We start from the raw sequence: 21,976 nt of genomic DNA, 5'->3' as shown, positions 1-21,976 counted from the left end.
ATGTTACATTAGTTGGCAAGAATGGCAGCGGTGTCACAGCAAAATTGGCGAATCAAATTATCGTTAACCTAAACATCGCGGCTATGTCTGAAGCACTTGTTCTTGCAGCAAAAGCGGGAATTGATGTGGAAAAAATGTACCATGCAATTCGCGGCGGTCTTGCTGGAAGCGCTGTACTCGATGCAAAGGTACCTCTTATTCTTGACAGGAACTTCGTAGCCGGAGGACGAATTGATATTAATTTAAAAGACATCACAAACGTAATGGAAACAGCTCATGAAATCGGAGTTCCACTTCCACTATCAAGCCAGCTTCTGGAAATTTTTCATGCGCTTAAAGTAGACGGCAAAGCGGGCGATGACCATGGCGGTATCGTGCAGTATTATGAAAAACTGGCAAACGTGGAAGTAAGGAGGGTGTAAATTGACAGTGACTTATTCAAACAATTTAAACGTAAAGAATACATTTGCCAATCTGCCGACAGTTCCGGATGAAATGGTTGTAAATGAACTACTCGCAAAGGAACTGCAAGATTTCAATAAAAAAATCATCGTTCTTGATGATGATCCAACGGGAGTTCAAACCGTTCACGGTATTTCCATTTATACAGATTGGTCGGCTGAAAGTATCGAAGCGGGATTCGCTGAAGAGAATTCAATGTTTTTCATTTTGACAAATTCGAGAGGCTTTACAGCTGCTGAAACTGAACAAGCGCATAAGGAAATCGCAAATGTCATCCAGCACACAGCTAAAAAGCAAAACAAAGAATTCATCATTATCAGTCGTGGGGACTCAACGCTGCGTGGTCATTATCCTCTTGAAACAGAGGTGTTGAAAGAGACGGTCGAAGCACAATCAGATATGCAGTTTGATGGAGAAGTCATCATGCCCTTTTTTAAAGAAGGCGGTCGCTTTACGATTAATAACATTCATTACGTGCAGGATGAACATGCATTAGTGCCGGCTGGTGAAACTGAATTTGCGAAAGACAGGACATTTGGTTACAAATCGTCGCATCTCGGTGAATGGGCAGAAGAAAAGTCAAACGGAGCATTTAAAGCGGAAGATGCTGTGTATCTGTCGCTAGAAAGCATTCGGGATCTTGATATTGATGGATTAGTTAGTCAACTGATGGCAGTTAAAGATTTTAATAAGATCATTGTTAATGCGGTTGAATATGTTGATGCAAAAGTCGTGGTGATTGCATTAATCCGAGCCCTAAAAGCAGGCAAGCATTTCATGTTCCGGAGTGCAGCGGCTTTAACAAAAATCATCGGAGGCGTGAGTGACAAAGCACTTTTAACGAAAGAAGAACTTATGAAAGACCATTCTGATCATGGCGGTCTGATTATGATTGGCTCACATGTGAAAAAAACAACGGAGCAATTTGAAGCTCTTCAAACATGTAATTTCATTGAGTTCATCGAATTCGATGTCCACCTCGTGCTGTATCCGGATAAGTTTGAAGCGGAAATTCAACGGATTATAGAGACGAGCGAGCAACTTATTCGTAAAGGCCAAACGGTAGCAGTATATACGAAGCGGGAGCGTCTTGATCTTGGTGAAAACAAAAAAGAAGAAGAATTGAAGCTGTCAGTGAAGATTTCCGATGCTGTGACAAGCATCGTCAAGCGTCTTGAAGTACGTCCAAGTTTTATTATTGCCAAAGGCGGCATTACCTCAAGTGATATAGGGACGAATGGCCTTAGCGTTAAGCGAGCAACGGTAGCTGGTCAAATAAAGCCTGGTATTCCGGTCTGGTTGACTGGGAGCGAAAGCAAATTTCCTGGGATAGCTTATGTGATTTTTCCCGGAAATGTTGGGTCAAGAACAACCTTAAAAGAAGTGGCAGAACTGCTGCATCAGTAAGTTGAGCGGCATTTGCCGCTTACAAGGGAGATTGTAAGCGAATACAAATAGAAAGGCGGCATAGGCATGCTTGTCAATACGAAAGAAATTCTTTCTGCAGCACAAAATGGGAAATATGGTGTTGCTGCGTTTAATGTATATAATCTCGAAACCGTACAGGCAGCGATTACTGTTGCAAAAAAAGAAAATCATCYGGTTATCATTGCTCTAGGAGAGCGATATTTTGATACGGTCGATGTGGAAGGCTTTGCAGCATTAGTAAAAACACTCGCAGGGAAATCTTCCGTTCCAGTTTCTCTTCACCTTGATCATGCGTATGAAAAGGAATCGATTATTCGGGCAATCAGGTGCGGTTTTACATCGGTCATGTATGATGGTTCAAAATATGAACTTGCGGAAAATATCCGCCTTACAAAAGAAATCACGGAGATTGCACATATGGCGGGTGTCAGTGTAGAAGCTGAAATTGGATCGGTTGCCCGCGGCGCTTTTTCAGATGAAGAAGAAGGAGACGGCACATTGACAGATCCAAAGTCTGCTAAAGAGTTTGTCGAGGAAACAGACGTCGATTTTCTGGCTGCCTCAATCGGAACAGTACACGGGATGTACACAGGAAAACCGAATATTGACCTAGATCTATTAGAGGAGATTCGCCAGCTAGTTGGTATCCCTCTCGTTCTTCATGGCGGATCTGGTACACCAGACGAGATTATCAAGCAGGCTGTTGCAAGAGGGATATGCAAAGTAAATGTAAATACAGAGGTATCGTTGGCGGCCACCTCGTATTTAAATCAGGCTTTTGAACAGGAACAGAAGGCGGCTCATCTATCGGCTATTATGGCGGGTATGCAAGAAGCGATGGAACCGGTCATGACGAAATTTGTCCGGTTACTTAAAAATTCAAACGTGATTTAGAAGAGAAGTGAAGTGAAAGAGTTGGCTGACGCTGGAGCAACAACAGCCAACTCTCACTTAAAAGAAAAGGGGGATAAAAAATGCCGATATTATCTATCTGTATAGGGGTTGCCCTATTGCTAGTATTAATGCTTGCTTTTAAATTAAACGCTTTCATATCCTTGCTTATTGTTTCCTTAGTAGTGGGGATCTTGGAAGGGATGACACCGAATGCTGCAATAGCATCCATCCAAAGTGGTTTGGGTGGAACGCTTGGTAATCTCACTATAATCATCGTCTTTGGTGCGATACTCGGTAAGTTGATGACCGATTCTGGTGGGGCCCAACGAATAGCGATGACACTCATCAAAGCATTTGGGAAAAAGAGAGTTCAACTAGCTGCTGTTCTTACAGCTTCTGTTGTTGGGATCGCCCTTTTCTTTGAAACAGGAGTCGTCGTTTTGATTCCATTAGTATTTACGATTGCTATTGCAGCAGGAGTACCTGTATTGTATATCGGCATGCCTGTTATAGCTGCTCTTATCACGATGCATGGATTTGTTCCTCCACATCCAGGACCAACAGCGGTAGCCAGTGTATTTGAGGCAAATTTGGGTAAGACCTTAATATACGGGATCATCATTGCGATCCCTGCCATTATTATTGGTGGGCCGTTATTTACGAAATTGTTTAAGAAAGAAGATTTGGAAGCGGATATTCCAAAAGAGCTATTTAACCCTAAAGAATTTAAAGAGGAAGAAATGCCAGGGTTTGTAACCAGTCTTCTTACATCCCTCATGCCGGTGATTCTGATAGCCATTAAAGTGTTTGTAGAAATCTTTATGCCTAAATCATCGATTATGCCAGTTGTTGATTTTATAGGTAATCCGGCTGTGGCTCTTTTAATCTCTGTTATTCTTGCCATTTTTACCTTTGGTCTTAATCGAGGTAAAAAAATGAATGAAATCATGAAATCCCTTACAGACTCGGTCAGCGGAATAGCTATGATTCTATTAATCATAGCTGGTGGCGGTGCGTTCAAACAAGTACTGATTGATAGTCATATTGATCAATATATCGCGGGTATCATGGCTGAATCAACGCTTTCTCCATTAATCCTTACTTGGCTAATAGCTGCTATCCTAAGGGTAGCAATTGGGTCTGCCACCGTAGCTGGTATGACTGCGGCTGGGATTGCAGCACCTCTTGTTGGGGCGACAGGTGTAAGTCCAGAACTTATGGTTTTAGCTGCTGGTGCAGGAAGTATAACTTTCTCTCATGTGAATGATGCAGGTTTTTGGATTTACAAGGAATACTTTAACCTTTCAATAGGTAAAACCATTAAAACCTGGTCCGTTATGGTCACCATTATTTCCCTAGTAGGACTGGCTGGTGTACTCATCATCAATATGTTCTTATAATAGAAAACCCCTATTCTTTCTATAAAGTTATAGAAAGGATAGGGGTTTTTTATGGTTCAACAAGAACTCTTTTATTTTCATCCATAATTTCGGCAAAGAATCCACAGGTTACTATATGAATCCTTTAAGTATTTACTTTTCGTTACGATATTAAGATGTCCAGCTAGTCTTTTTTCTTATCCCTTACTTTTAAGTTTTTTAAGAAATAAAATACCCCAATAGCCTATTAACACACCCACTGTATTTAAAATTACATCGTCAATATCTGTGCTACAAAAAATTGAAAAACTTCAGCTATACAAGTGACACTTAGACCTAACAAAAATATTTTTTTAAAAGAAACTCATCTTTCCCAGATTAACGGCACGAAAAAAAACATTGGTGAAAATAAAAGCATATTTGCAGAAATATTCAAAAGTGATATACTGCCCCAATCGTCTACGTTCGCATTTAATTCAAAAAAATATTGATAGAGAGTGTGAAAAGGTATTAAATTTATTTTTGGAATATCACTTGATAAATCAAAATAGAGTTCACCTGTATCACTAATAATCCCCATATCCCATCTAGGAATGACTGTTTGTGAGGCTAAAACAACAATATATAAGACGAAAATTGTTAAAACTACCTCATTTTAAACTTTTTATTTGTTTTTGTGTTTTTTAATAGTGCGACTATCATATATCCTATCATGTGCTTTATATACATAATTACTAAGCACATAGTTCCCCGCTTAACCTAAATCAATGAATATAGGTGGTTTACCACAATCTAACGGAATATGTGAAAATTTAGATGGAACTATTGTACACTATATATTGTATTTACAATATATAGAGAAAAAAGTAGCTCCAAAAAACAAGGGCTACTTAGTCATTATTTTTCCTAGCAGCTAAAATCACTAGGAGATGAAATAGCCACTAGAATATTTTCTGTTTATAAGTTACCATTTGAAATTTGTTTCTTGGTCATTTTCCCTAATTTTGTTTTATGAAAAGTAATTGAGATAGTTGTTCAAACATGTCGGTAATGAGTAATGGAGGTACTAATGAAATACGAGGTTATATTATTCGATGTTGATGATACATTATTAGACTTTAGTATATCGGAAAAAAGGGCACTACATAGAGCCTTCCTTGAGTTCGGTTTACCTACAGGAGTCAAGGATTATGAAGCCTGTTATCAAGAGATTAGTAGGGTTTTATGGCGAGAATTGGAACAGGGACTTACTAATCTATCAGAACTGGGAGTGGAAAGATTTAAGAGGTTGTTCCTCAAGCATGAGCTTGACATCGAGGCAGAGATGTTCAGCCGTGTGTATCTTAACTATTTGAGTAAGGAAATCCATCTTATACAGGGAGCTGTGGAAGTTTGCGAGAATCTAGCAGATTGTCGTCTAGCTATTATTACTAATGGATTCACCGATATGCAGACATCAAGAATTGGCGGTTCTCCTCTTAGCAATACTTTTGAGCATATTATAATTTCTCAAGAGGCGGGATTCCAGAAACCTGCAAAGGGTATTTTCGATTATGCGTTCTCTAAGTTACAGATTACAGACAAAGCTAAAGTTTTAATTGTGGGCGATTCTTTGACCTCCGATATTCAAGGAGGAATAGATTATGGGATTGACACCTGCTGGTTCAATCCGCATCAAAAGGAAAATAATCTAGGAATTAAGCCAACATATGAAATCTGTAAGCTGATAGATCTTATGCAGGTTGTAGAAAGTAAAGTAGTGGAGAGATTTTAAGTGAACCTTTTAAAAAGAGTTGATTGGAAGAGTTTATTCTGACAGTAGAATGTTAGATTTTTGGGAGTATAACAGGAAAGATTGATTACCTGTTTTTCTAATTATAAGCAAGATAAGGAATGACTAAAACAAGTATGGGTGTGTTAGTTTTTTATAAAGGAACCCCTGTCCCGATTTATATATATAAGCCGATTTCCTTAAGTTTAAGAATCATCGGCTCCTATTTTTTTAGATAGGGTTGCGTAGCGTCAGGCTATTCTCTTGGCAAGGTATTAGATTGCTTCACTTCCATTTGAATGGTCTGGAAGGGTTCTTTTCCAAAGAAAGCTTGAGCTCTTTTAGCCATTTCATTTAACATCACGTCATTTTCAATTAATTCCCCCCTGATACGGTCTATCAATTGTAGGGCGTTAGGTCCTGTGATTTGCTTTGCTACACGCTCAAGGAGAACTTTAGTATCAACCGAGTATTTGTGTGCGAAGCTGTGACACATCACCATATTTTTCCGAAGTGTATAAGAATATTCACTTGTAAAAGCCCTTCGGATGCATCCGCGTGTCCCGGCGTAACCGTATGAAATCTCGGAAGCGGCCCGATAAAAAAGAACCATTCCATCCGCGTGACTGGATTCTGGGTGCAACCGAAGTTCACTTATCAACGAAATTAAATGTTGAACCACTATTTTAGCTGACTCCGTTGTTTTCCACCATTCCATCAAATGTTGGTGATCTTCCATACTTATTTCCATGGGTTGTGAATTAGGCAATATGCTCTTCTCTCCTTCCTATAGACGTGGGATTGCTTGAATATTCTGGATCCTTGCATGACTGATCTTCCATTCAGGTCCAAGAAAGGCTTTGCCGAGACGTATCGCTTCTTTGATTGATTCTGCGATTTGGCAGTTTAAATATCTACTTTGTTCAATTAAATAAAAAGTATCCGGCTTCGCACCTTTTACTGCTAGTTCAAAATTAGGGTTTAATTGTTTTTCGCTAATACGTAGTGTATCCAGTTCAAACACAAGCATATCCTTTGCAAGAGAAATGGATTCTCCTTGATGTATCCTCATGATTGTTCCACGTACTGCATCAAATCCGTAGCCAATATCAGCTACTGAAGCGTGGTAAGGATTAAGCCCCGGTGCAGTCCGGATGGATGGAATATCTCGAAAACCTGTGGTAATGGAACAAACAACTTCTTTAGCAGCTAGACCTTTTTCTAAGGTATTATCAATGGCTTCAAGATAAAAATCCCTTTGATTGGAATTCATCCCCGTAAAAGTAGATGTCATTCATTTGTTTCCCCCTTAGCATTATATGATTAGGATTTTAAATCCTAAATCTTGAAACTAATGATCTTGCTCTACTGTTAAGAAATATACTCCCTTGAATAAGATTATATTTCAATGTATTCAAAAATAATTAGTCGGAAGTTTTTGAGTCAACTGGACTAGATTTAAAACAAAATAGCAGACCATGCCCATTTTCGGCACTACCCAAAAAGAAAAAAGCCTGGCAGAAGTTCTGGATTGGTTACCCGCAGCTGCAAGGCTTTTCTTTTACTCAAAATAGGTATGTGAATGTAAATTTTTTATATCAATTTACATTCAGTATTCTTCTTTGCTACCTATTCATTCTTTATGTGTCATATCAGAATGATAACAAGTTCATGGTCACTCTTATTCTAATCCGAATTACCACACACGCAAGCTAGGAGACAGGGAGTAGTTGCTTGAAAAAGACTGAATTAATAAGCTTGTAACAAGATATCATTCAAAAGTACTTCTTATATTTCTTTAATTTATAGATGACTGTAGGCTGGCTAACTCCCAAATATTCTGCCATTTCGTAAGTGGTTTTACATTGTTTGTATGCTTTGGTAATCAGTTGTAATTCAACCTTTTCTAAAGTCTTCTTTAGATCGTGATTCTCGTCTGATTCCTGTTCGATTGTTTGGGAAGAGGAATTTTCTGTTTGTTCTATTTGTCCTGTGATGGCTTGGGGAAGGTGTTTGGGAAATATAATGGGTTCCTCAATGATCAGAATTAACTGTTCAATTAAATTTTCTAATTCGCGTATATTTCCTGGCCATTGATAATGATTCAATACTTCATAAGTCGTTGGATGGAATTTTTTTAATTTCTGGTATTTATCATTTGTTTTCTGTAAGTAATGTTGAATTAAGAGCGGTATATCTTCTTTACGTTCATGTAATGCAGGAATTTGAATAGGTATCACATTCAAACGATAAAACAAGTCTAATCTAAACTTTCCCTCACTTACCATCCCCTTCAAATCCTGATTTGTTGCTGCGATTAGCCGGAAGTTAATAAGGCTTTCTTTTTTTCCACCGATGCGCTTTATTTTTTTTTCTTGTAACACTTTCAATAATTTAGCCTGCATGGTAAGTGGAAGTTCCCCGATTTCATCTAAAAAAAGAGTACCACTGTCAGCTTGTTCAATCAGACCCTGCCTTCCTTGTTTGTTAGCTCCTGTAAAAGAACCTGGTTCATAGCCAAATATCTCTGATTCAAACAAACTTTCCGGTATTGTGCTGCAGTTCACCTCAATAAAGGGTTCTTTCTTTCGATTGCTTTGATTATGAACCGAGCGTGCAAATGTACTTTTCCCTACCCCTGATGGTCCTAATAAAAGAATCGTGGCATCTGTTTTAGCAACATTATGGATCGTTTTTAAAATCTGCTTGGTTGCATTACTTCTAGCAATCATATCGTGGTAATCTAGTTCTTTTTCCCTTAAATCCTCGACTTCTGTTTGATAGCCTTTTACTATTCGTTGTAATTGCTCGTATTGTTCCTGCAATTGCAATATCTCGGTTTGATCCTGGCCATAGCTAATTACCCTAACGAGAAGACCTTCTTTATTAAAAATGGGGTAGCCTGTTGACATGACAACATGCCCTGTTTGTGTATGCTGCATAATACGCATCGCTTTTTTTTCTTTTAAAACGAGTGCATTGATAGATGGTGTGRGAAGTCCATCTTTTTCTAATTGATATACAGATGTACCGATGTATGAGGCAGGTTCCATACCATAAATCTCCCAGAGTTTTGGATTGGAGTATAAAATGATACCTTTTTCGTCTGTAATTGTAATGTTATTATTCGATGTTTCGATAATTTTTTTTAACTCCTGCTCAAGCATTCTATCATTCAATACGTTCGCCTCCTTTTATTTTTATAGGTGTTGATTAAAATATTAATCAAAAAGAGCGAATAATCAAAAATTAAATTAGGGAATAAGAATTTGATTTAATTTTAAATCAAATTCTTATAAAAAAATAGCTAAAATCGTCGTAATTATCTGAAAAATAGTTGGCGCGAATCTTGCTTAAGTAATAGGTAAGATGAAAATTATGAAAAACATGGGGGCGTTTACTATGCTGTAGCAAATATCCAGTACATATTGCCAGTGCGTCTACAATAGTTTTCACACGTGAGGGTCTCAAATACGGCGCTCTAATTAAGTCTACAAAAATAGTTGCAATAGAAAAAACAGGTGCTTGAGCACATGGTAATACTTTTAATCGATAGATTTACTATGACAATCTGAGAGTGTTCCTTCCTACTAATCGTAAAGTATATGTTAAAAATCACATTAGAATATATGCCAAGGTTGTGGCAGGAATGGAATTTGTAATTATACAAAAATAGTAGAAATTTAGGAGGATATTACATGATGAAGTATCAACCGAAGGACTCATTCAAATCACCCCGTTTTTGTGGAGTGCGCACATTTATGCGGCTTCCATTTGTTGAACAGCTAGATGAACATATGGATTTTGTCATTACGGGTATTCCATTTGATTCAGGGCAATCATTTAGAACGGGGGCAAGATTTGGCCCAGAAGCTATTCGCGATTTTTCGATTCTTTTGCGTCCTTATAACCCTGAACAGGATATTAACATTTTTGATTATATATCAGGGATTGATTATGGGGATATTCCAATTGTTCCGGGCTATATTTCTGAAACATATAAAAAGATTGAAGAAGAACTTACTCCTGTCATTGAAAAAGGGATCATTCCTWTTTCATTAGGAGGCGATCATTCTATTACTCTAGGAGAGTTACGCGCAATCGTAAAAAAACATGGGCCAGTTGCCTTGCTTCAATTCGATGCCCACTCCGATACGTGGGATAGCTATTTTGATCAAAAATATAATCATGGAACCGTTTTTCGCCGCGCAATAGAAGAAGGTCTCATAGATGTATCTAGATCTCTACAAATTGGTATGAGGGGCGGTCTGTACGGACCGGAGGATCTTCAGGATGCTCGGGATTTAGGCTTAGGCGTTTATACGACGAACGATTATAAACGAATGGGTGTTGAGAAAATGCTAGAGGTCATTCATGAGCGAGTAGCAAATGGCCCTGTCTTTTTATCCTTTGATATTGATTTTCTAGATCCTGTTTATGCACCTGGAACGGGGACACCGGAAGTTTCAGGGGCTAACATTGATGATGCTTTAACCTTTGTAAGAGGATTGACGAATATAGATTTTGTAGGATTTGACCTTGTTGAGGTTTTACCTGCATACGATCACGGACAAATCACCGCTGCCGCCGCCGCTAATATTGTCTATGAGTTCATCACACTTATCGCTCTTGCAAAAAAAGAAAAACTAGAGAAAAAAGAGAGAGTGGAAGATTTGGAAACACAGCTTAACAAATAATTTCCTTTTCAAATGGATGGAAGGAATCAGTGGAAATGCCATTCCTTCCATCTTAAAAACACAGCGATATATTAAACCAAACAACCCCAAAAGGAGATGTGTAAATGCATATTTTGGATATAACGATCATGATTCTATATTTTTCTGTTTTAATCATTGTAGGAGTAATCGGATCTAAACGGGCAAAAACAGCAGATGATTTCATTGTAGCTGGGCGTAATCTAGGGCATTTTATGTATTTATCATGTTTAGCTGCTGTAATATTAGGGGGCGCTTCTACTTTAGGAACAGCAAAGTTAGGTTATCAGTTTGGAATATCCGGTATTTGGCTAGTGGTAATGATCGGGTTAGGCATTATCGCAATAGGGTTATTTTTAACAAATAAGATATTTGATTTAAAAGTTTTGACGATCAGTGAAATGCTGGAGAAGCGTTACAATTCACAAACACGATTGATCAGTGCTTTAGTCTCGGTTATCTATACATTTATGTTGACTGTAACGCAAGTGATTGGAATGGGGACGATTTTACATGTTTTGGCTGGTTGGAATTTAACAATTTCCATGATAGTCGGGGGTGGAATCGTTTTATTTTATACAATATTAGGAGGAATGTGGTCAGTCACTATGACTGATGTCGTGCAATTCGTCATTATGACGATCGGTATTTTCTTTATCATGCTTCCAATGAGCATCTCTAAGGCAGGAGGGTGGGGCTCACTTAAAGAGAATCTCCCTGCATCACATTTCGAGCTAGGCAACATTGGTGGAGAGACAATTTTTCAATATTTTTTACTATTTACCTTAGGGGTAGTTGTGGGTCAAGATATTTGGCAGCGTCTTTTTACCGCACGAACCAAAGCGGTTTCTCGTGGCGGAACGGTTGGAGCTGGAATATATAGCGTTTTTTATGCGATTGCAATCAGTATCATTGGAATGTGTGCTTTTATTATCCTTCCTAATTTAGGTGATCCACAAACTGCATTTACTAGTGTAGCGATGGAAACCCTGCCTGCAGGTCTACTAGGTATTGTCATTGCAAGTGTAGTCTCAGCCCTAATGTCCACTGCTTCAGGAACATTGCTAGCTTCATCCACTTTAGTTGTTAATGACATCATTAAAAAATATATCGGTTCAGGAATGAGTGAACGTCAATTTTTAAAAACATCTCGGATTACAACTTTAACGATTGGTGTATTGACCATAATCGTTTCGATTTGGATTCAAGACATTTTAGTTGCATTAGATGTGGCTTACGCAATCTTATCCGGAGCTGTGTTCTTTCCAATCATTCTTGGCTTCTTTTGGAAGAGAGTTACGGCTACAGCCGCTTTCTACTCCATTCTGGCTAGCATGATCGTTATTATTGTGGGATTGGTGATTAATGGGCCTTCCTCCACTCAACCCATTCTATACGGACTCGCTACTAGTTTTGTGGTTATTACAATACTTACTTTAATGAGTTCCAAGAATGAAATAAATCAAGATGTAAAAGGTGATGACGACGTGGATACCATAGCTAATTGATGATACACCCAAACAAGCAAAAAATGATTTAAGGGGGAAAGAAAAATGACAAAGACAATTTCCTTGGAACCAGCAACATTCAATACATTGGAGGAAGAACGTAATCATCGGAAAGAAAGATTGGCAGCTTCATTCCGTCTTTTTTCAAAATTTGGTTTCGACGAGGGGATAGCTGGACATATTACGGTTCGTGATCCTAAATATACAGACCATTTCTGGGTCAATCCGTTCGGGATGCATTTTAGTCAAATTTCCGTTTCAGATCTTATATTGGTTAATCATAAAGGTGATATTGTAGAGGGTGAACATTCAGTGAATGGTGCTGCCTTTGCCATTCATTCAGAAATTCATAAAGCTCGACCGGATGCCATTGCAGCGGCACATGCTCATTCGGTCTATGGAAAGACATGGTCTTCTTTAGGGAGATTACTAGATCCGATTACGCAAGACGCCTGCCAATTCTATAATGACCATGCATTATTTGATGATTTTACTGGTGTGGTGTATGCATCTGAAGAAGGGAAACGCATCGCTAGGGCTCTAGGTCAATACAAAGCTGTCATTCTCCGCAACCATGGGTTGTTAACAGTGGGCCAATCTGTAGACTCAGCTGCTTGGTGGTTCATAACCATGGAACGTTCATGTCAAGCACAGATTATGGCTGAATCTGTAGGTAAGCCCATTTTTATAGAAGAGGAGTATGCCAAATTAACAGCAGAACAAACGGGAACTGAATATGAGGGATGGCTAAGTTTTCAACCTCTTTGGGATAGAATTAGAAAAGAGCAACCAGATTTCTTGAAGTGAACATAAAAAGTAATTCTAGAAAGAAGATAAAAAGAATCAAACGGTGAAGCTCTTGGTTGGGCTTCACCTATTGTAATGAAGATGGAATGAATTAGAAGAAGAATTCAAATTCACAGATTGCCGCCCCTGCAATGAATAAAAAAGGAATCAATAGGTTCTTGAGGAGGTTTAATAATGCCCAGTTCTAAGAAAGCAGCTCCTTCACTTTATGTAAGGGTCGATATACCGGAAAAATACATAAACAAGTTTAAAGAGATTTGTTCTGAAGTTGTTGTCGAACCATGGGAATTCGGCGAACCTGAACCACAGGCAACTGTTGATTTATCAAAGTTCGATGTCCTCTATACGTCGGGACTTCACGATAATCTTAACATACTTAAAGAGGCTCCAAAGATTAAATGGATCCATTCAGATAGTGCGGGAATGGAGGCCATGCTGAATGAAGACATTCGAAACAGCGATATCATCATCACCAATGTAAAAGGCTGCACGTCTGTTCCGATTGCCGAGCATACAATTGCCATGTTATCTTCGTTAGCGAGAGGTGTGCATACAATAATCCGAAATCAAATAAATAAAAATTGGGTTGAAATTCCTGTGATGGACCTTGAAAATGCAACAGTGGGCATAATCGGGTATGGTGACATTGGCTTTGAAATTGCAAAAAGATGTAAAGTACTTGGAATGAAAGTGATAGGATGTCGTCGGAACCCCGGCAAAAGGAACAAAGAATATGAACCTGCTGATTTGATTATGGGCATGGATCAAGTGGATGAAGTACTTTCTCTATCAGATTTTATTGTATTAGCTCTCCCATTTACCAAAGAGACCTCTTATTTTTTTAATAAAGAACGGTTAAATAAAATGAAAAAAGGTAGTTACTTAGTTAATGTTGGTCGCGGAAATACCATTGTCGATGGAGATTTAATTGAATGTTTGAGCAAAGGGCACATAGCTGGTGCAGCACTTGATGTGTTTGAAGTAGAGCCTTTACCTAAAGATCATCCTTTTTGGCAGCTTGAAAATGTAATAGTTTCTCCACATAACGCATACAACTCTTCAAAACATCTAGATCGTGTGATGGAGTTATTTTTGCAAAATTTAAAGCTTTTTTCTGAGGGGAAGCCACTGATAAACGTCGTTCATAAACAACTGGGTTATTAGTAGTAATGGGCTCGTTGAAAAAAATACATTATAGATATTTTTTTGAGGATATGAAAAATTCAAATTTTACATGTGAAACAAGAGTCATAAATGTGAGAGACTGCAAAAGCCTAAAACGCTTTGTGGTCTTTTTTATATTTTAGACATTATGATCTAGTAATTTATTAATATATTGCATTTATGAAAGATGATATTTMAATATTGAAAGATTACTAAAGGTATATAGACGTTTTATCAGTTTAATAGTCTGAAAAATCGATAAATAATATGATTATCAGTTTTGGCATGAATATTGCAACGTTCTAGTATAAATCCAATAAATGCTAGTATAAATCCAATAAATGAGGTGAAGTCCATTGACCCGTTACGAATATGGCGGTGATGAGTTTATTTTTGTTGAATTAGCTGAGGCAATGAGTCTTGAAACGAATTTTAAAGCAATGGCAATTACTAAGGCGTTACGAGAAAAAAAGGTATCAGGAATACTGGATATTTGTCCATCCAATGCTTCTTATATGATTCGGTTTAATCCAGATCTCATTCATCCAGATGATTTAATTTCAAAATTGAAAGAACTTGAACAAGATGTTACGTTGGAGAACTTTGAAATAACTGCACGTGCAGTTGATGTACCCATTTTATTTGAAGACCCTTGGACACATGAGGCATTAATGCGTTTTAGAGATCGACATCAGGATCCAACATCAACAGATATTGAATATGTGGCACATACAAATGGCTTTCAATCAAAAGAAGATTTAATTAAATCAATTACGGATGCCCCTTATCTTGTGTCGATGATAGGTTTTGTACCGGGGTTGCCATGGTGCTATCAAATGGTTCCAAACGAGAAGCAAATCGAAGCACCTAAATATGTCCGTCCTCGAACATATACGCCAGAGAGAGCATTCGGATTCGGCGGTTCATTTGCTGTTATTTATCCGGTACAAGGTGCAGGTGGTTATCAATTGTTTGGAACTGCTGCAGCACCGATTTTTGAAAAAGAGCAGCGTTTACATGATTTTAAAGAGTCAATGACCTTCCCTAGACAAGGGGATGTTTTTAGATATCGAAGCATTTCGATGGAGGAATACGAAGATATTCGAAAACAAGTTGAAAATGGGGAATTCCGATATTTGACGAAGGATATCACCTTTAAACCGAAAGATGTTCTCGAGAATCCAAATGCGTTTTCAGAATCTGTGATAAGGAGGTTATATGCATGATTAAAGTTATTAATCCTGGACTTCAAACGACTATTCAAGATTATGGAAGAATTGGCTTTTATGAAGTGGGGATGCCACCATCGGGAGCCATGGATAAATACTCATACAGAGCAAGCAACTTACTTGTTGGGAATGATGAAAATGCAGCTGTTCTCGAGATTACTTATATGGGGCCAGTCTTAGAATTTCAACAAGATGTAACCGTTGCTATTGCAGGAGGGGAAATACCGCCAAAGATTAATGATCAATATGTTCCAATGTGGGAAACTTTAGAAGTTAAGGCTGGAGATGTGCTGTCATTTGATTTTGTTAAACAAGGAGCCCGGGTGTATTTAGCGGTAGCTGGCGGAATTGAAGTGCCGCTTATTATGGAATCACGGTCTACATATACTTTGTGCGGAATTGGAGGTTTCGAAGGAAGGCCACTCCAAGCTGAGGACCATTTGAAAATCGGTAATGCTAACCAATCAAAGATTGCGATTGGAACACGGATAAGTGATGAATTAATTCCGGTATTCTCAAAAACGAATGAGATTCGAGTTGTTGTAGGATTGTGCAGTTATCGCCTGACTGAAGAAAGTAAAAAACGCTTTTTCTCCATCGATTGGACGGTTACAACGGAAGCAAACCGTGTTGGCTACCGTTTTAAAGGGGAGCGTTTGAATTTCGTAGAGCGTGAACAACCATTTGGTGCCGGTAGCAACCCTTCAAATGTGGTTGATCTAGGGTATCCAATCGGATCCATTCAAGTACCAGATGGTGTCGAACCGATTGCTTTGTTAAACGATGCTGTGACAGGTGGAGGCTATGCGACGATTTGTACAATTATTAGTACGGATTTAGACAAGATGGCTCAAATTAAAACAAATGAGAAGGTTCGGTTTGTTGCTGTTGATATTAATGAAGCCCTTGAGGCGAGAAAATTATACAAAGATAAAATCAATCAAATGAAAAAACAAGTATTAGGACAAATAGGGGGAATCAATCATGGCTGAACAGAAAACAGTTCTATCACCAATCCCAGGAGTATTTTATCGCAAACCAGCTCCTGATAAAGACGTGTACGTAAAAGAAGGAAATACAGTTAAGACAGGCGATGTTCTTGCTATGGTGGAAGTTATGAAAAACTTCTATGAAATTAAAGCAGAAACAGATGGGGTTCTTGCGCAATTCTTTGTTGAGGACGAGGACCTTCTAGACGCTGGACAGGAAATAGCGGTAATCATTGAACAGTAATCATTTTTGTGGAAGGAAGGAGGAAAAGTAAATGGGCTATTTTAAAAAGGTGCTGATTGCAAACAGAGGGGAAATTGCTAGGAGAATTATTCGTACATGTAATAAGGAAGGCATTCGAACAGTCGCTGTCTATTCCGAAGCCGATGCAGAGGCTCCTTATGTCAGTGAAGCGACTGAAGCTGTATGCATAGGTCCGGCTCAAGCGAAAAAGAGTTATCTTGATATTGAAAAAGTAATTCAGATAGCAAAAGAAACACATGCTGATGCTATTCATCCTGGGTATGGATTCTTATCTGAAAATCCGGAATTTGTACGCAGATGTGAGGAAGAAAACATTGTCTTTATCGGTCCCTCTGCGGAAACAATACATATTATGGGCAGTAAGCTTGAAGCTCGTACCCAAATGCAAAAGGCGGGCGTAAGGGTTGTGCCAGGTACGGATAAAAGCATTGAGTCAGTTGACGAAGCATTGCTGATTGCGAACGATCTTGGTTACCCGCTCATGTTAAAAGCTAGCGCCGGTGGTGGTGGTATTGGGATGCAGCTTGTTCAAAATGATGCCGAGCTAATAAAAGTGTTTGATGCGACGAAGCAACAAGCTACTTCATTTTTTAAGGATGGAACTGTCTTTTTAGAAAAATGGATTTCAAACCCCCGCCATATTGAAGTGCAAATTGTCGCTGATACATACGGAAATGTCTTACATTTATTTGAACGGGAATGTTCAGTCCAGCGCCGAAATCAAAAGGTGATAGAAGAAAGCCCTTCACCATTTCTAAATGATACCCTTAGAAAAGAATTGTTAGATGCAGCCATTCGAGGTGTAAAACAAATAGATTATACAAATGTAGGCACAATGGAATTCATTTTTGATGAAAATCAAAATTTCTATTTTCTTGAAATGAATACTCGTCTGCAAGTAGAACACCCAGTAACTGAAGAAATAACGGGACTGGATTTAGTTGAACTACAGTTAAAAATTGCTGCTAAGGAAAAACTGACAATCACACAGGAAGAGATAAACAAAACAGGACACGCGATTGAATGCAGACTTTATGCAGAGGATCCTAATACTTTCTTTCCTAGTCCTGGAGTAATTTCTAGGTTGAAATTACCTGAAAACGATGTAAGGTTTGATTTTGGCATCATTGAAGGCAGTGCGGTGACCCCTTTTTATGATCCAATGATCGGTAAAATTATTGTACACGGCATCACACGTGATCAAGCAATCGAAAAAATGCAGCGAGTACTTGATGAGATTGACGTACAGGGAGTTAAAACAAACCTCATGCTTTTAAAACAAATCATGAAAAATAACCAGTTTATACGTGGGAATTATACGACTCAATTTTTAGCAGAAAATAAAATTCAAGTGCTTGAGGGGTGAAAACAATGTTTAAGGTAGATTTGAACTGTGATATGGGTGAAAGCTTCGGTCTTTATGAATTAGGTAATGATGAAGAATTAATGCAGTCCATTACCTCGGCTAATATTGCATGTGGTTTTCATGCCGGAGATCCCCATGTTATGAGAAAAACAGTGGAACTAGCAAAGAAATATGATGTTGGGATTGGTGCGCATCCAGGGTTTCCTGATTTATTGGGCTTCGGTCGTCGCTTCATGACCTGTACACCCTTAGAAATTAAAGACTATGTGATGTATCAAGTAGGTGCTTTAAGAGAGTTCAGCGCTGCAGCAGATGTCAAAATCCAGCATTGTAAACCACACGGAGCTTTATTTATGAAAGCAATGGAAGATAAGACTATAGCACGAGCAATATTAGAAGCAATTCATGCTATCGATCCCAATATGGTCATATTTGCGCTTAGCCAATCTGAAGTGATGGAAGAAGCGATAAAAATGGGTGTCCCTGTTGCAAAAGAGGCTTATGCTGACCGGGAGCATACTGAAAGCGGGTCCATTTTGTTAACGAGAACAGGCTCACAAATCAATGATTATGAAGAAATGGCGCAGCGAGTTGTTCGTATGGTCAAAGAAGGAAGAGTCATCACACACGATGGAAAAGATGTTTCCATTAAAGCAGAGACCATTTGTATTCATGGAGATACACCAGGAGCGCCGACTCTGGCTAAAAAGGTTGTAGAAGCTTTAAAAGAGGGCGGCGTCGAGATTGTACCTATTAAAAAGATTATCTAGTAAGGTACTGGTCCTAAAATGTATATTGGTATAGTAGTTGGACTCTAAATATTGAACTATGCTCTTTAAAAAGGATTTATAGATTAGTCGACTAGTAGATGACTCCGGTATTGAATGCCGGAGTCATTCTGTTTAGCCCCCAATATAACGAATTGTATTGTAATTTTATCCCTCCAGACACTCTTCAATTAATTTGTAAACTTCTCAAACTAAGCCCTAGTTCTTTCACCTGTCGTTGAAATTTCAGATACTTAATAAAAGATATAATTGACCTAATAATCAAAATAATATATATATTAAAATACTTCTGAATTCATATCTTTATCTATAAAAAGTATAATAAAATTAAGATTTAGTTATCGGGAGGGGTGAGTAAGTTGATTATTTGGAACGATATTCTTAAACCGATTTCAGTATATGTTAATATTCAGAGTAATATTGGATCTGTCATTCAAAAATTATCAGATCATGAAGCGAATATTGTGTTTGTAAAGGATAAGGGGTCTTTRGTGGGCTATAGCACAATGGAGATTCTAATGCACCAAATTGCTCAAAAGGCAGACTTATCACAGCCGATTAGCTATAAAAGTGATATTTTAAAAGTCCCACAGTTCACGCCTGTTGAATTTTTCCATAACGTTTCTCTGATTATAGGGGAAGATGCTAATGGAGAAATTGTCGGCTACACTACAATTGAACAAGCACGGAATAAAATCAGTGAGTTGAATTTGAAGGATTTAAATCTCCTTTTACATGGAGCTGGAGTAGGAATTGTCCGAACGAATATCGATTACCAAATAGAATACATTAATGAAACAGCAGAAAGTATTTTAGGTCTTCACCGTTCATTTTTACAGTTTCGAGACTATAAAATGCTTTTAACTATCGATAAAAATCTTGATAGAGTCATGACTGGGGAAACTCTTATAAATGTGAACGCCTCTATTAACTTTAAACATACAGTAGGAAATTTTTACCCCTTAAGAATGGAAGATAAAATAAAAGGCCTCATACATATCTTTTTCTCGCGTGAAGTTTTCGAGGATTCTGTTAAAGAATTAGACTTTGTTCGAAATCTGAATTCTGATTTACAAACGGTATATGCTTCTTCCCAGGAACAAATACTCGTCATTGACGAAAGCGGCAAAATCATTCGAGTAGCGGGTATGTTTCTTCACGATTTTTGGAAAGTGGATAATCCAGAAAACATAATTGGTAAGCATATAAGTGAGTTTACTAGAAAAAACATTTTTCAGCCTAATGTTTTTGAACTATGCAAGAAACAAATGAAAAAGGTTACATCGATTCAGGATTCAATGGGGAAAAGTAGAGTCTGGTCGGTCGCAACCCCGGTATACCACGAAGGGAAATTAGAAAAAGTAGTTGTACTTTCAAGGGACATTACACAAGAAAGATCCTCAATTTTAGATCAATCGGACGAAGGTTTTCAACCGCTACAAGATCATGATGATTTAAACATTAACGAAAAACAACTTGTTTATCGTTCGAAAACGATTGAGAGCTTAGTAGTAGAGATAAAGAGAGTAGCCCAATTTAATTCGACAATTTTACTCGAAGGTGAATCCGGTGTTGGGAAAGAAGTATTTGTTCACCATATCCATTCAGCCAGTCCACGGAGTAACAAGCAGCTAGTTCGGATTAACTGCGGTGCAATTCCAGAGAATCTCATAGAAAGTGAATTGTTCGGTTATGAGAAAGGGGCATTTACTGGTGCAGATAAAAATGGGAAAGCAGGCCTGTTTGAGATTGCTGATAACAGCACGCTTTTTCTCGATGAAATTGGTGAACTCCCTTTAAATATGCAAGTGAAGCTATTACGTGTGTTGCAGGAACGAGAAGTGACTAGAATTGGCGGGACCCAGCCGAAACCTGTAAATGTTCGAATTATAACGGCAACGAATAAGGATTTACGAGAGTTGGTGAACCAAGGTGAATTCAGGGAGGATTTATACTACCGATTATATGTTATTCCATTTAGTATTCCGCCATTACGTGAGCGAAAAGAAGATATCTTTCCCTTAGCCATTTATTTTCTGGAACAATTTAAAAAAATGTATGATATCAAGAAAAGCTTCACCCCAGAAGCTATTGAAGTTTTAGAGACATATGCATGGCCGGGAAATGTAAGAGAACTTCAAAATATAGTGGAGCGATTAACGTTATTGGGCGAGGGAGAATGGATAAAACGAGAGCATGCATTGAAATTTCTGTACGGGGAAGTTCAAAAAAAGAAAACACAACTAATGGTTTTAGAAATAATGCCACTTAAAGAAGCGGTAGAAGAATTAGAAACTCAACTTATTCAAAGAGGGATGCAAAAATACGGCACTGCCGATAAATTATCTAAAGTACTAGGTGTTAGTCCTGCGACAATAAGCAGGCGGATGAAAAAGCTGAAATAATAAAGGGGGCGACAATTATTGTTTAATTTGCCTGAAACTCATTTTAATTTCGGTGGAGATGAATACATATATGCTGAAATTTCTCGTGATATGAGGATTGAGAGTAACTTTAAAGCAATTGCGGTGACGGAGGAGCTGAGAAAAAGAGAGATTCCAGGCGTTATTGATATTGTTTCATCCAATGCCTCCTATTTAGTTCGTTATAACCCGGACATCGTCTCAGCAAGAGATTTGCTGGACTATTTAAAAGAAATAGATTTGACGAAAAGCAATCCTGAAAAGTTAAATTTATCAGTACGAATAGTAGAAATACCAGCATGGTACGACGATCCAGTGTCAAGAGAATATTCCATGCGTTTTAAGAGCAGACACCCTGCCCCTGACTTAACAGACTTTGAATATGTGATGAAAGTAAATGGGTTTACCGACAAAGAATCTTTTATAAAATCTCATTCAGAGACACCTTATTTAATTACGATGGTTGGATTTCTGCCAGGAACGGGTTGGCATTTTCCGCTTGGATTGCAGCCAAATGGGATCATTCAAGCTCCAAAATATAATAGTCCCCGTACAGAAACGCCGGAAAGAGGCATTGGTATAGGTGGTGCATTCAATGTGATTTATCCAGTCAATGGACCAGGTAGCTATCAACTAATAGGACGATCAGCTATCCCTTTAGTAGATAAAACAAACCCATTAGAGGAGACTTCTTTTTTGGCAAGACCGGGAGATATATGGAAGTATCGTCCTGTTAAGGAATCTGAATATAATGAGATCGAAAGCAGCGTACGTGCAGGAACGTACGC

At 38.2% G+C, this 21,976-nt stretch carries 20 protein-coding genes; 16 read left to right on the top strand and 4 right to left on the bottom strand.

Going from position 1 to position 21,976, the window contains the following annotated elements:
• From AC1DUW_RS09660 to AC1DUW_RS09645, 4 genes are all read left to right on the top strand, one after another.
• Window positions 1-422 (top strand): NAD-binding protein (locus AC1DUW_RS09660; RefSeq protein ID WP_477642419.1); only part of this gene is annotated, 422 nt, incomplete at its 5' end.
• A 73-nt stretch (window positions 423-495) separates the two neighbouring features.
• Window positions 496-1,869, top strand: a complete 1,374-nt coding sequence (locus AC1DUW_RS09655; protein WP_083450875.1) for a four-carbon acid sugar kinase family protein — start codon at window positions 496-498, stop codon at window positions 1,867-1,869.
• Between the two features lie 66 nt (window positions 1,870-1,935).
• On the top strand, window positions 1,936-2,784 hold the full coding sequence (locus AC1DUW_RS09650) for a class II fructose-bisphosphate aldolase (protein WP_477642418.1): 849 nt from the start codon (window positions 1,936-1,938) through the stop codon (window positions 2,782-2,784).
• An 80-nt stretch (window positions 2,785-2,864) separates the two neighbouring features.
• Complete coding sequence (locus tag AC1DUW_RS09645) at window positions 2,865-4,184, top strand: gluconate:H+ symporter (RefSeq protein WP_477642417.1); 1,320 nt, start codon at window positions 2,865-2,867, stop codon at window positions 4,182-4,184.
• 343 nt (window positions 4,185-4,527) lie between these two features.
• Here AC1DUW_RS09645 and AC1DUW_RS09640 read toward each other — a convergent pair whose 3' ends face one another.
• The gene (locus AC1DUW_RS09640) at window positions 4,528-4,785 is read right to left on the bottom strand and encodes a VanZ family protein (protein WP_477642421.1); all 258 of its coding nucleotides are present in this window, start codon (window positions 4,783-4,785) and stop codon (window positions 4,528-4,530) included.
• Window positions 4,786-5,232: 447 nt separating this feature from the next.
• Here AC1DUW_RS09640 and AC1DUW_RS09635 point away from each other — a divergent pair, with 447 nt between their 5' ends.
• Window positions 5,233-5,937 (top strand): YjjG family noncanonical pyrimidine nucleotidase, encoded by a 705-nt coding sequence (locus tag AC1DUW_RS09635; RefSeq protein WP_477642416.1) that lies wholly within the window; start codon window positions 5,233-5,235, stop codon window positions 5,935-5,937.
• Between the two features lie 253 nt (window positions 5,938-6,190).
• On the opposite strand, the gene AC1DUW_RS09630 is transcribed toward AC1DUW_RS09635, so the two are convergent.
• The 3 genes from AC1DUW_RS09630 to AC1DUW_RS09620 all read right to left on the bottom strand — a co-directional run bounded on the left by AC1DUW_RS09630 (window position 6,191) and on the right by AC1DUW_RS09620 (window position 9,101).
• The gene (locus tag AC1DUW_RS09630) at window positions 6,191-6,703 is read right to left on the bottom strand and encodes a hypothetical protein (RefSeq protein ID WP_236694858.1); all 513 of its coding nucleotides are present in this window, start codon (window positions 6,701-6,703) and stop codon (window positions 6,191-6,193) included.
• 18 nt (window positions 6,704-6,721) lie between these two features.
• Complete coding sequence (locus AC1DUW_RS09625) at window positions 6,722-7,228, bottom strand: hypothetical protein (RefSeq protein WP_053344611.1); 507 nt, start codon at window positions 7,226-7,228, stop codon at window positions 6,722-6,724.
• 481 nt (window positions 7,229-7,709) lie between these two features.
• On the bottom strand, window positions 7,710-9,101 hold the full coding sequence (locus AC1DUW_RS09620; RefSeq protein WP_477642420.1) for a sigma-54 interaction domain-containing protein: 1,392 nt from the start codon (window positions 9,099-9,101) through the stop codon (window positions 7,710-7,712).
• Between the two features lie 531 nt (window positions 9,102-9,632).
• On the opposite strand from AC1DUW_RS09620, the gene speB reads away from it, so the two are divergent.
• The 11 genes from speB to AC1DUW_RS09565 all read left to right on the top strand — a co-directional run.
• Window positions 9,633-10,631: an agmatinase gene (gene speB, locus AC1DUW_RS09615; RefSeq protein ID WP_477642415.1), complete on the top strand. Its 999-nt coding sequence runs from the start codon at window positions 9,633-9,635 to the stop codon at window positions 10,629-10,631.
• 104 nt (window positions 10,632-10,735) lie between these two features.
• A complete protein-coding gene (locus tag AC1DUW_RS09610; RefSeq protein WP_053344613.1) occupies window positions 10,736-12,157 on the top strand; it encodes a sodium:solute symporter family protein in 1,422 nt (473 codons plus the stop codon).
• A 45-nt stretch (window positions 12,158-12,202) separates the two neighbouring features.
• Entirely contained in the window at window positions 12,203-12,964 is a 762-nt protein-coding gene (locus AC1DUW_RS09605; protein WP_053344614.1) for a class II aldolase/adducin family protein, read from the top strand.
• Window positions 12,965-13,138: 174 nt separating this feature from the next.
• Entirely contained in the window at window positions 13,139-14,128 is a 990-nt protein-coding gene (locus AC1DUW_RS09600) for a D-2-hydroxyacid dehydrogenase (protein ID WP_053344615.1), read from the top strand.
• A 356-nt stretch (window positions 14,129-14,484) separates the two neighbouring features.
• Entirely contained in the window at window positions 14,485-15,354 is an 870-nt protein-coding gene (locus AC1DUW_RS09595; RefSeq protein WP_053344616.1) for a 5-oxoprolinase subunit B family protein, read from the top strand.
• Window positions 15,351-16,349, top strand: a complete 999-nt coding sequence (locus tag AC1DUW_RS09590; RefSeq protein ID WP_053344617.1) for a 5-oxoprolinase subunit C family protein — start codon at window positions 15,351-15,353, stop codon at window positions 16,347-16,349. Before AC1DUW_RS09595 ends, AC1DUW_RS09590 begins: the two co-directional genes overlap by 4 nt.
• The gene (locus AC1DUW_RS09585) at window positions 16,342-16,590 is read left to right on the top strand and encodes an acetyl-CoA carboxylase (protein ID WP_053344618.1); all 249 of its coding nucleotides are present in this window, start codon (window positions 16,342-16,344) and stop codon (window positions 16,588-16,590) included. Before AC1DUW_RS09590 ends, AC1DUW_RS09585 begins: the two co-directional genes overlap by 8 nt.
• 31 nt (window positions 16,591-16,621) lie before the next feature.
• Complete coding sequence (locus tag AC1DUW_RS09580) at window positions 16,622-17,977, top strand: acetyl-CoA carboxylase biotin carboxylase subunit (protein WP_053344619.1); 1,356 nt, start codon at window positions 16,622-16,624, stop codon at window positions 17,975-17,977.
• Between the two features lie 5 nt (window positions 17,978-17,982).
• Complete coding sequence (locus AC1DUW_RS09575; protein WP_053344620.1) at window positions 17,983-18,747, top strand: LamB/YcsF family protein; 765 nt, start codon at window positions 17,983-17,985, stop codon at window positions 18,745-18,747.
• A gap of 368 nt (window positions 18,748-19,115) precedes the next feature.
• A complete protein-coding gene (locus AC1DUW_RS09570) occupies window positions 19,116-21,170 on the top strand; it encodes a sigma-54 interaction domain-containing protein (RefSeq protein ID WP_477642414.1) in 2,055 nt (684 codons plus the stop codon).
• A gap of 18 nt (window positions 21,171-21,188) precedes the next feature.
• Window positions 21,189-21,976 (top strand): 5-oxoprolinase subunit B family protein (locus AC1DUW_RS09565; RefSeq protein ID WP_477642413.1); only part of this gene is annotated, 788 nt, incomplete at its 3' end.

Source organism: Peribacillus sp. P4_C12, from assembly GCF_056402095.1.
Note: the sequence above shows the minus strand (reverse complement) of the source record. Positions and strands in the feature narration are given on the sequence as shown.

Coding starts and splice junctions, on each gene's coding strand:
- AC1DUW_RS09655 (WP_083450875.1), top strand. CDS start 496: ATGGTTGTAAATGAACTACTCGCAAAGGAACTGCAAGATTTCAATAAA.
- AC1DUW_RS09645 (WP_477642417.1), top strand. CDS start 2,865: ATGCCGATATTATCTATCTGTATAGGGGTTGCCCTATTGCTAGTATTA.
- AC1DUW_RS09635 (WP_477642416.1), top strand. CDS start 5,233: ATGAAATACGAGGTTATATTATTCGATGTTGATGATACATTATTAGAC.
- AC1DUW_RS09625 (WP_053344611.1), bottom strand. CDS start 7,228: ATGACATCTACTTTTACGGGGATGAATTCCAATCAAAGGGATTTTTAT.
- AC1DUW_RS09610 (WP_053344613.1), top strand. CDS start 10,736: ATGCATATTTTGGATATAACGATCATGATTCTATATTTTTCTGTTTTA.
- AC1DUW_RS09605 (WP_053344614.1), top strand. CDS start 12,203: ATGACAAAGACAATTTCCTTGGAACCAGCAACATTCAATACATTGGAG.
- AC1DUW_RS09600 (WP_053344615.1), top strand. CDS start 13,139: ATGCCCAGTTCTAAGAAAGCAGCTCCTTCACTTTATGTAAGGGTCGAT.
- AC1DUW_RS09590 (WP_053344617.1), top strand. CDS start 15,351: ATGATTAAAGTTATTAATCCTGGACTTCAAACGACTATTCAAGATTAT.
- AC1DUW_RS09585 (WP_053344618.1), top strand. CDS start 16,342: ATGGCTGAACAGAAAACAGTTCTATCACCAATCCCAGGAGTATTTTAT.
- AC1DUW_RS09580 (WP_053344619.1), top strand. CDS start 16,622: ATGGGCTATTTTAAAAAGGTGCTGATTGCAAACAGAGGGGAAATTGCT.
- AC1DUW_RS09575 (WP_053344620.1), top strand. CDS start 17,983: ATGTTTAAGGTAGATTTGAACTGTGATATGGGTGAAAGCTTCGGTCTT.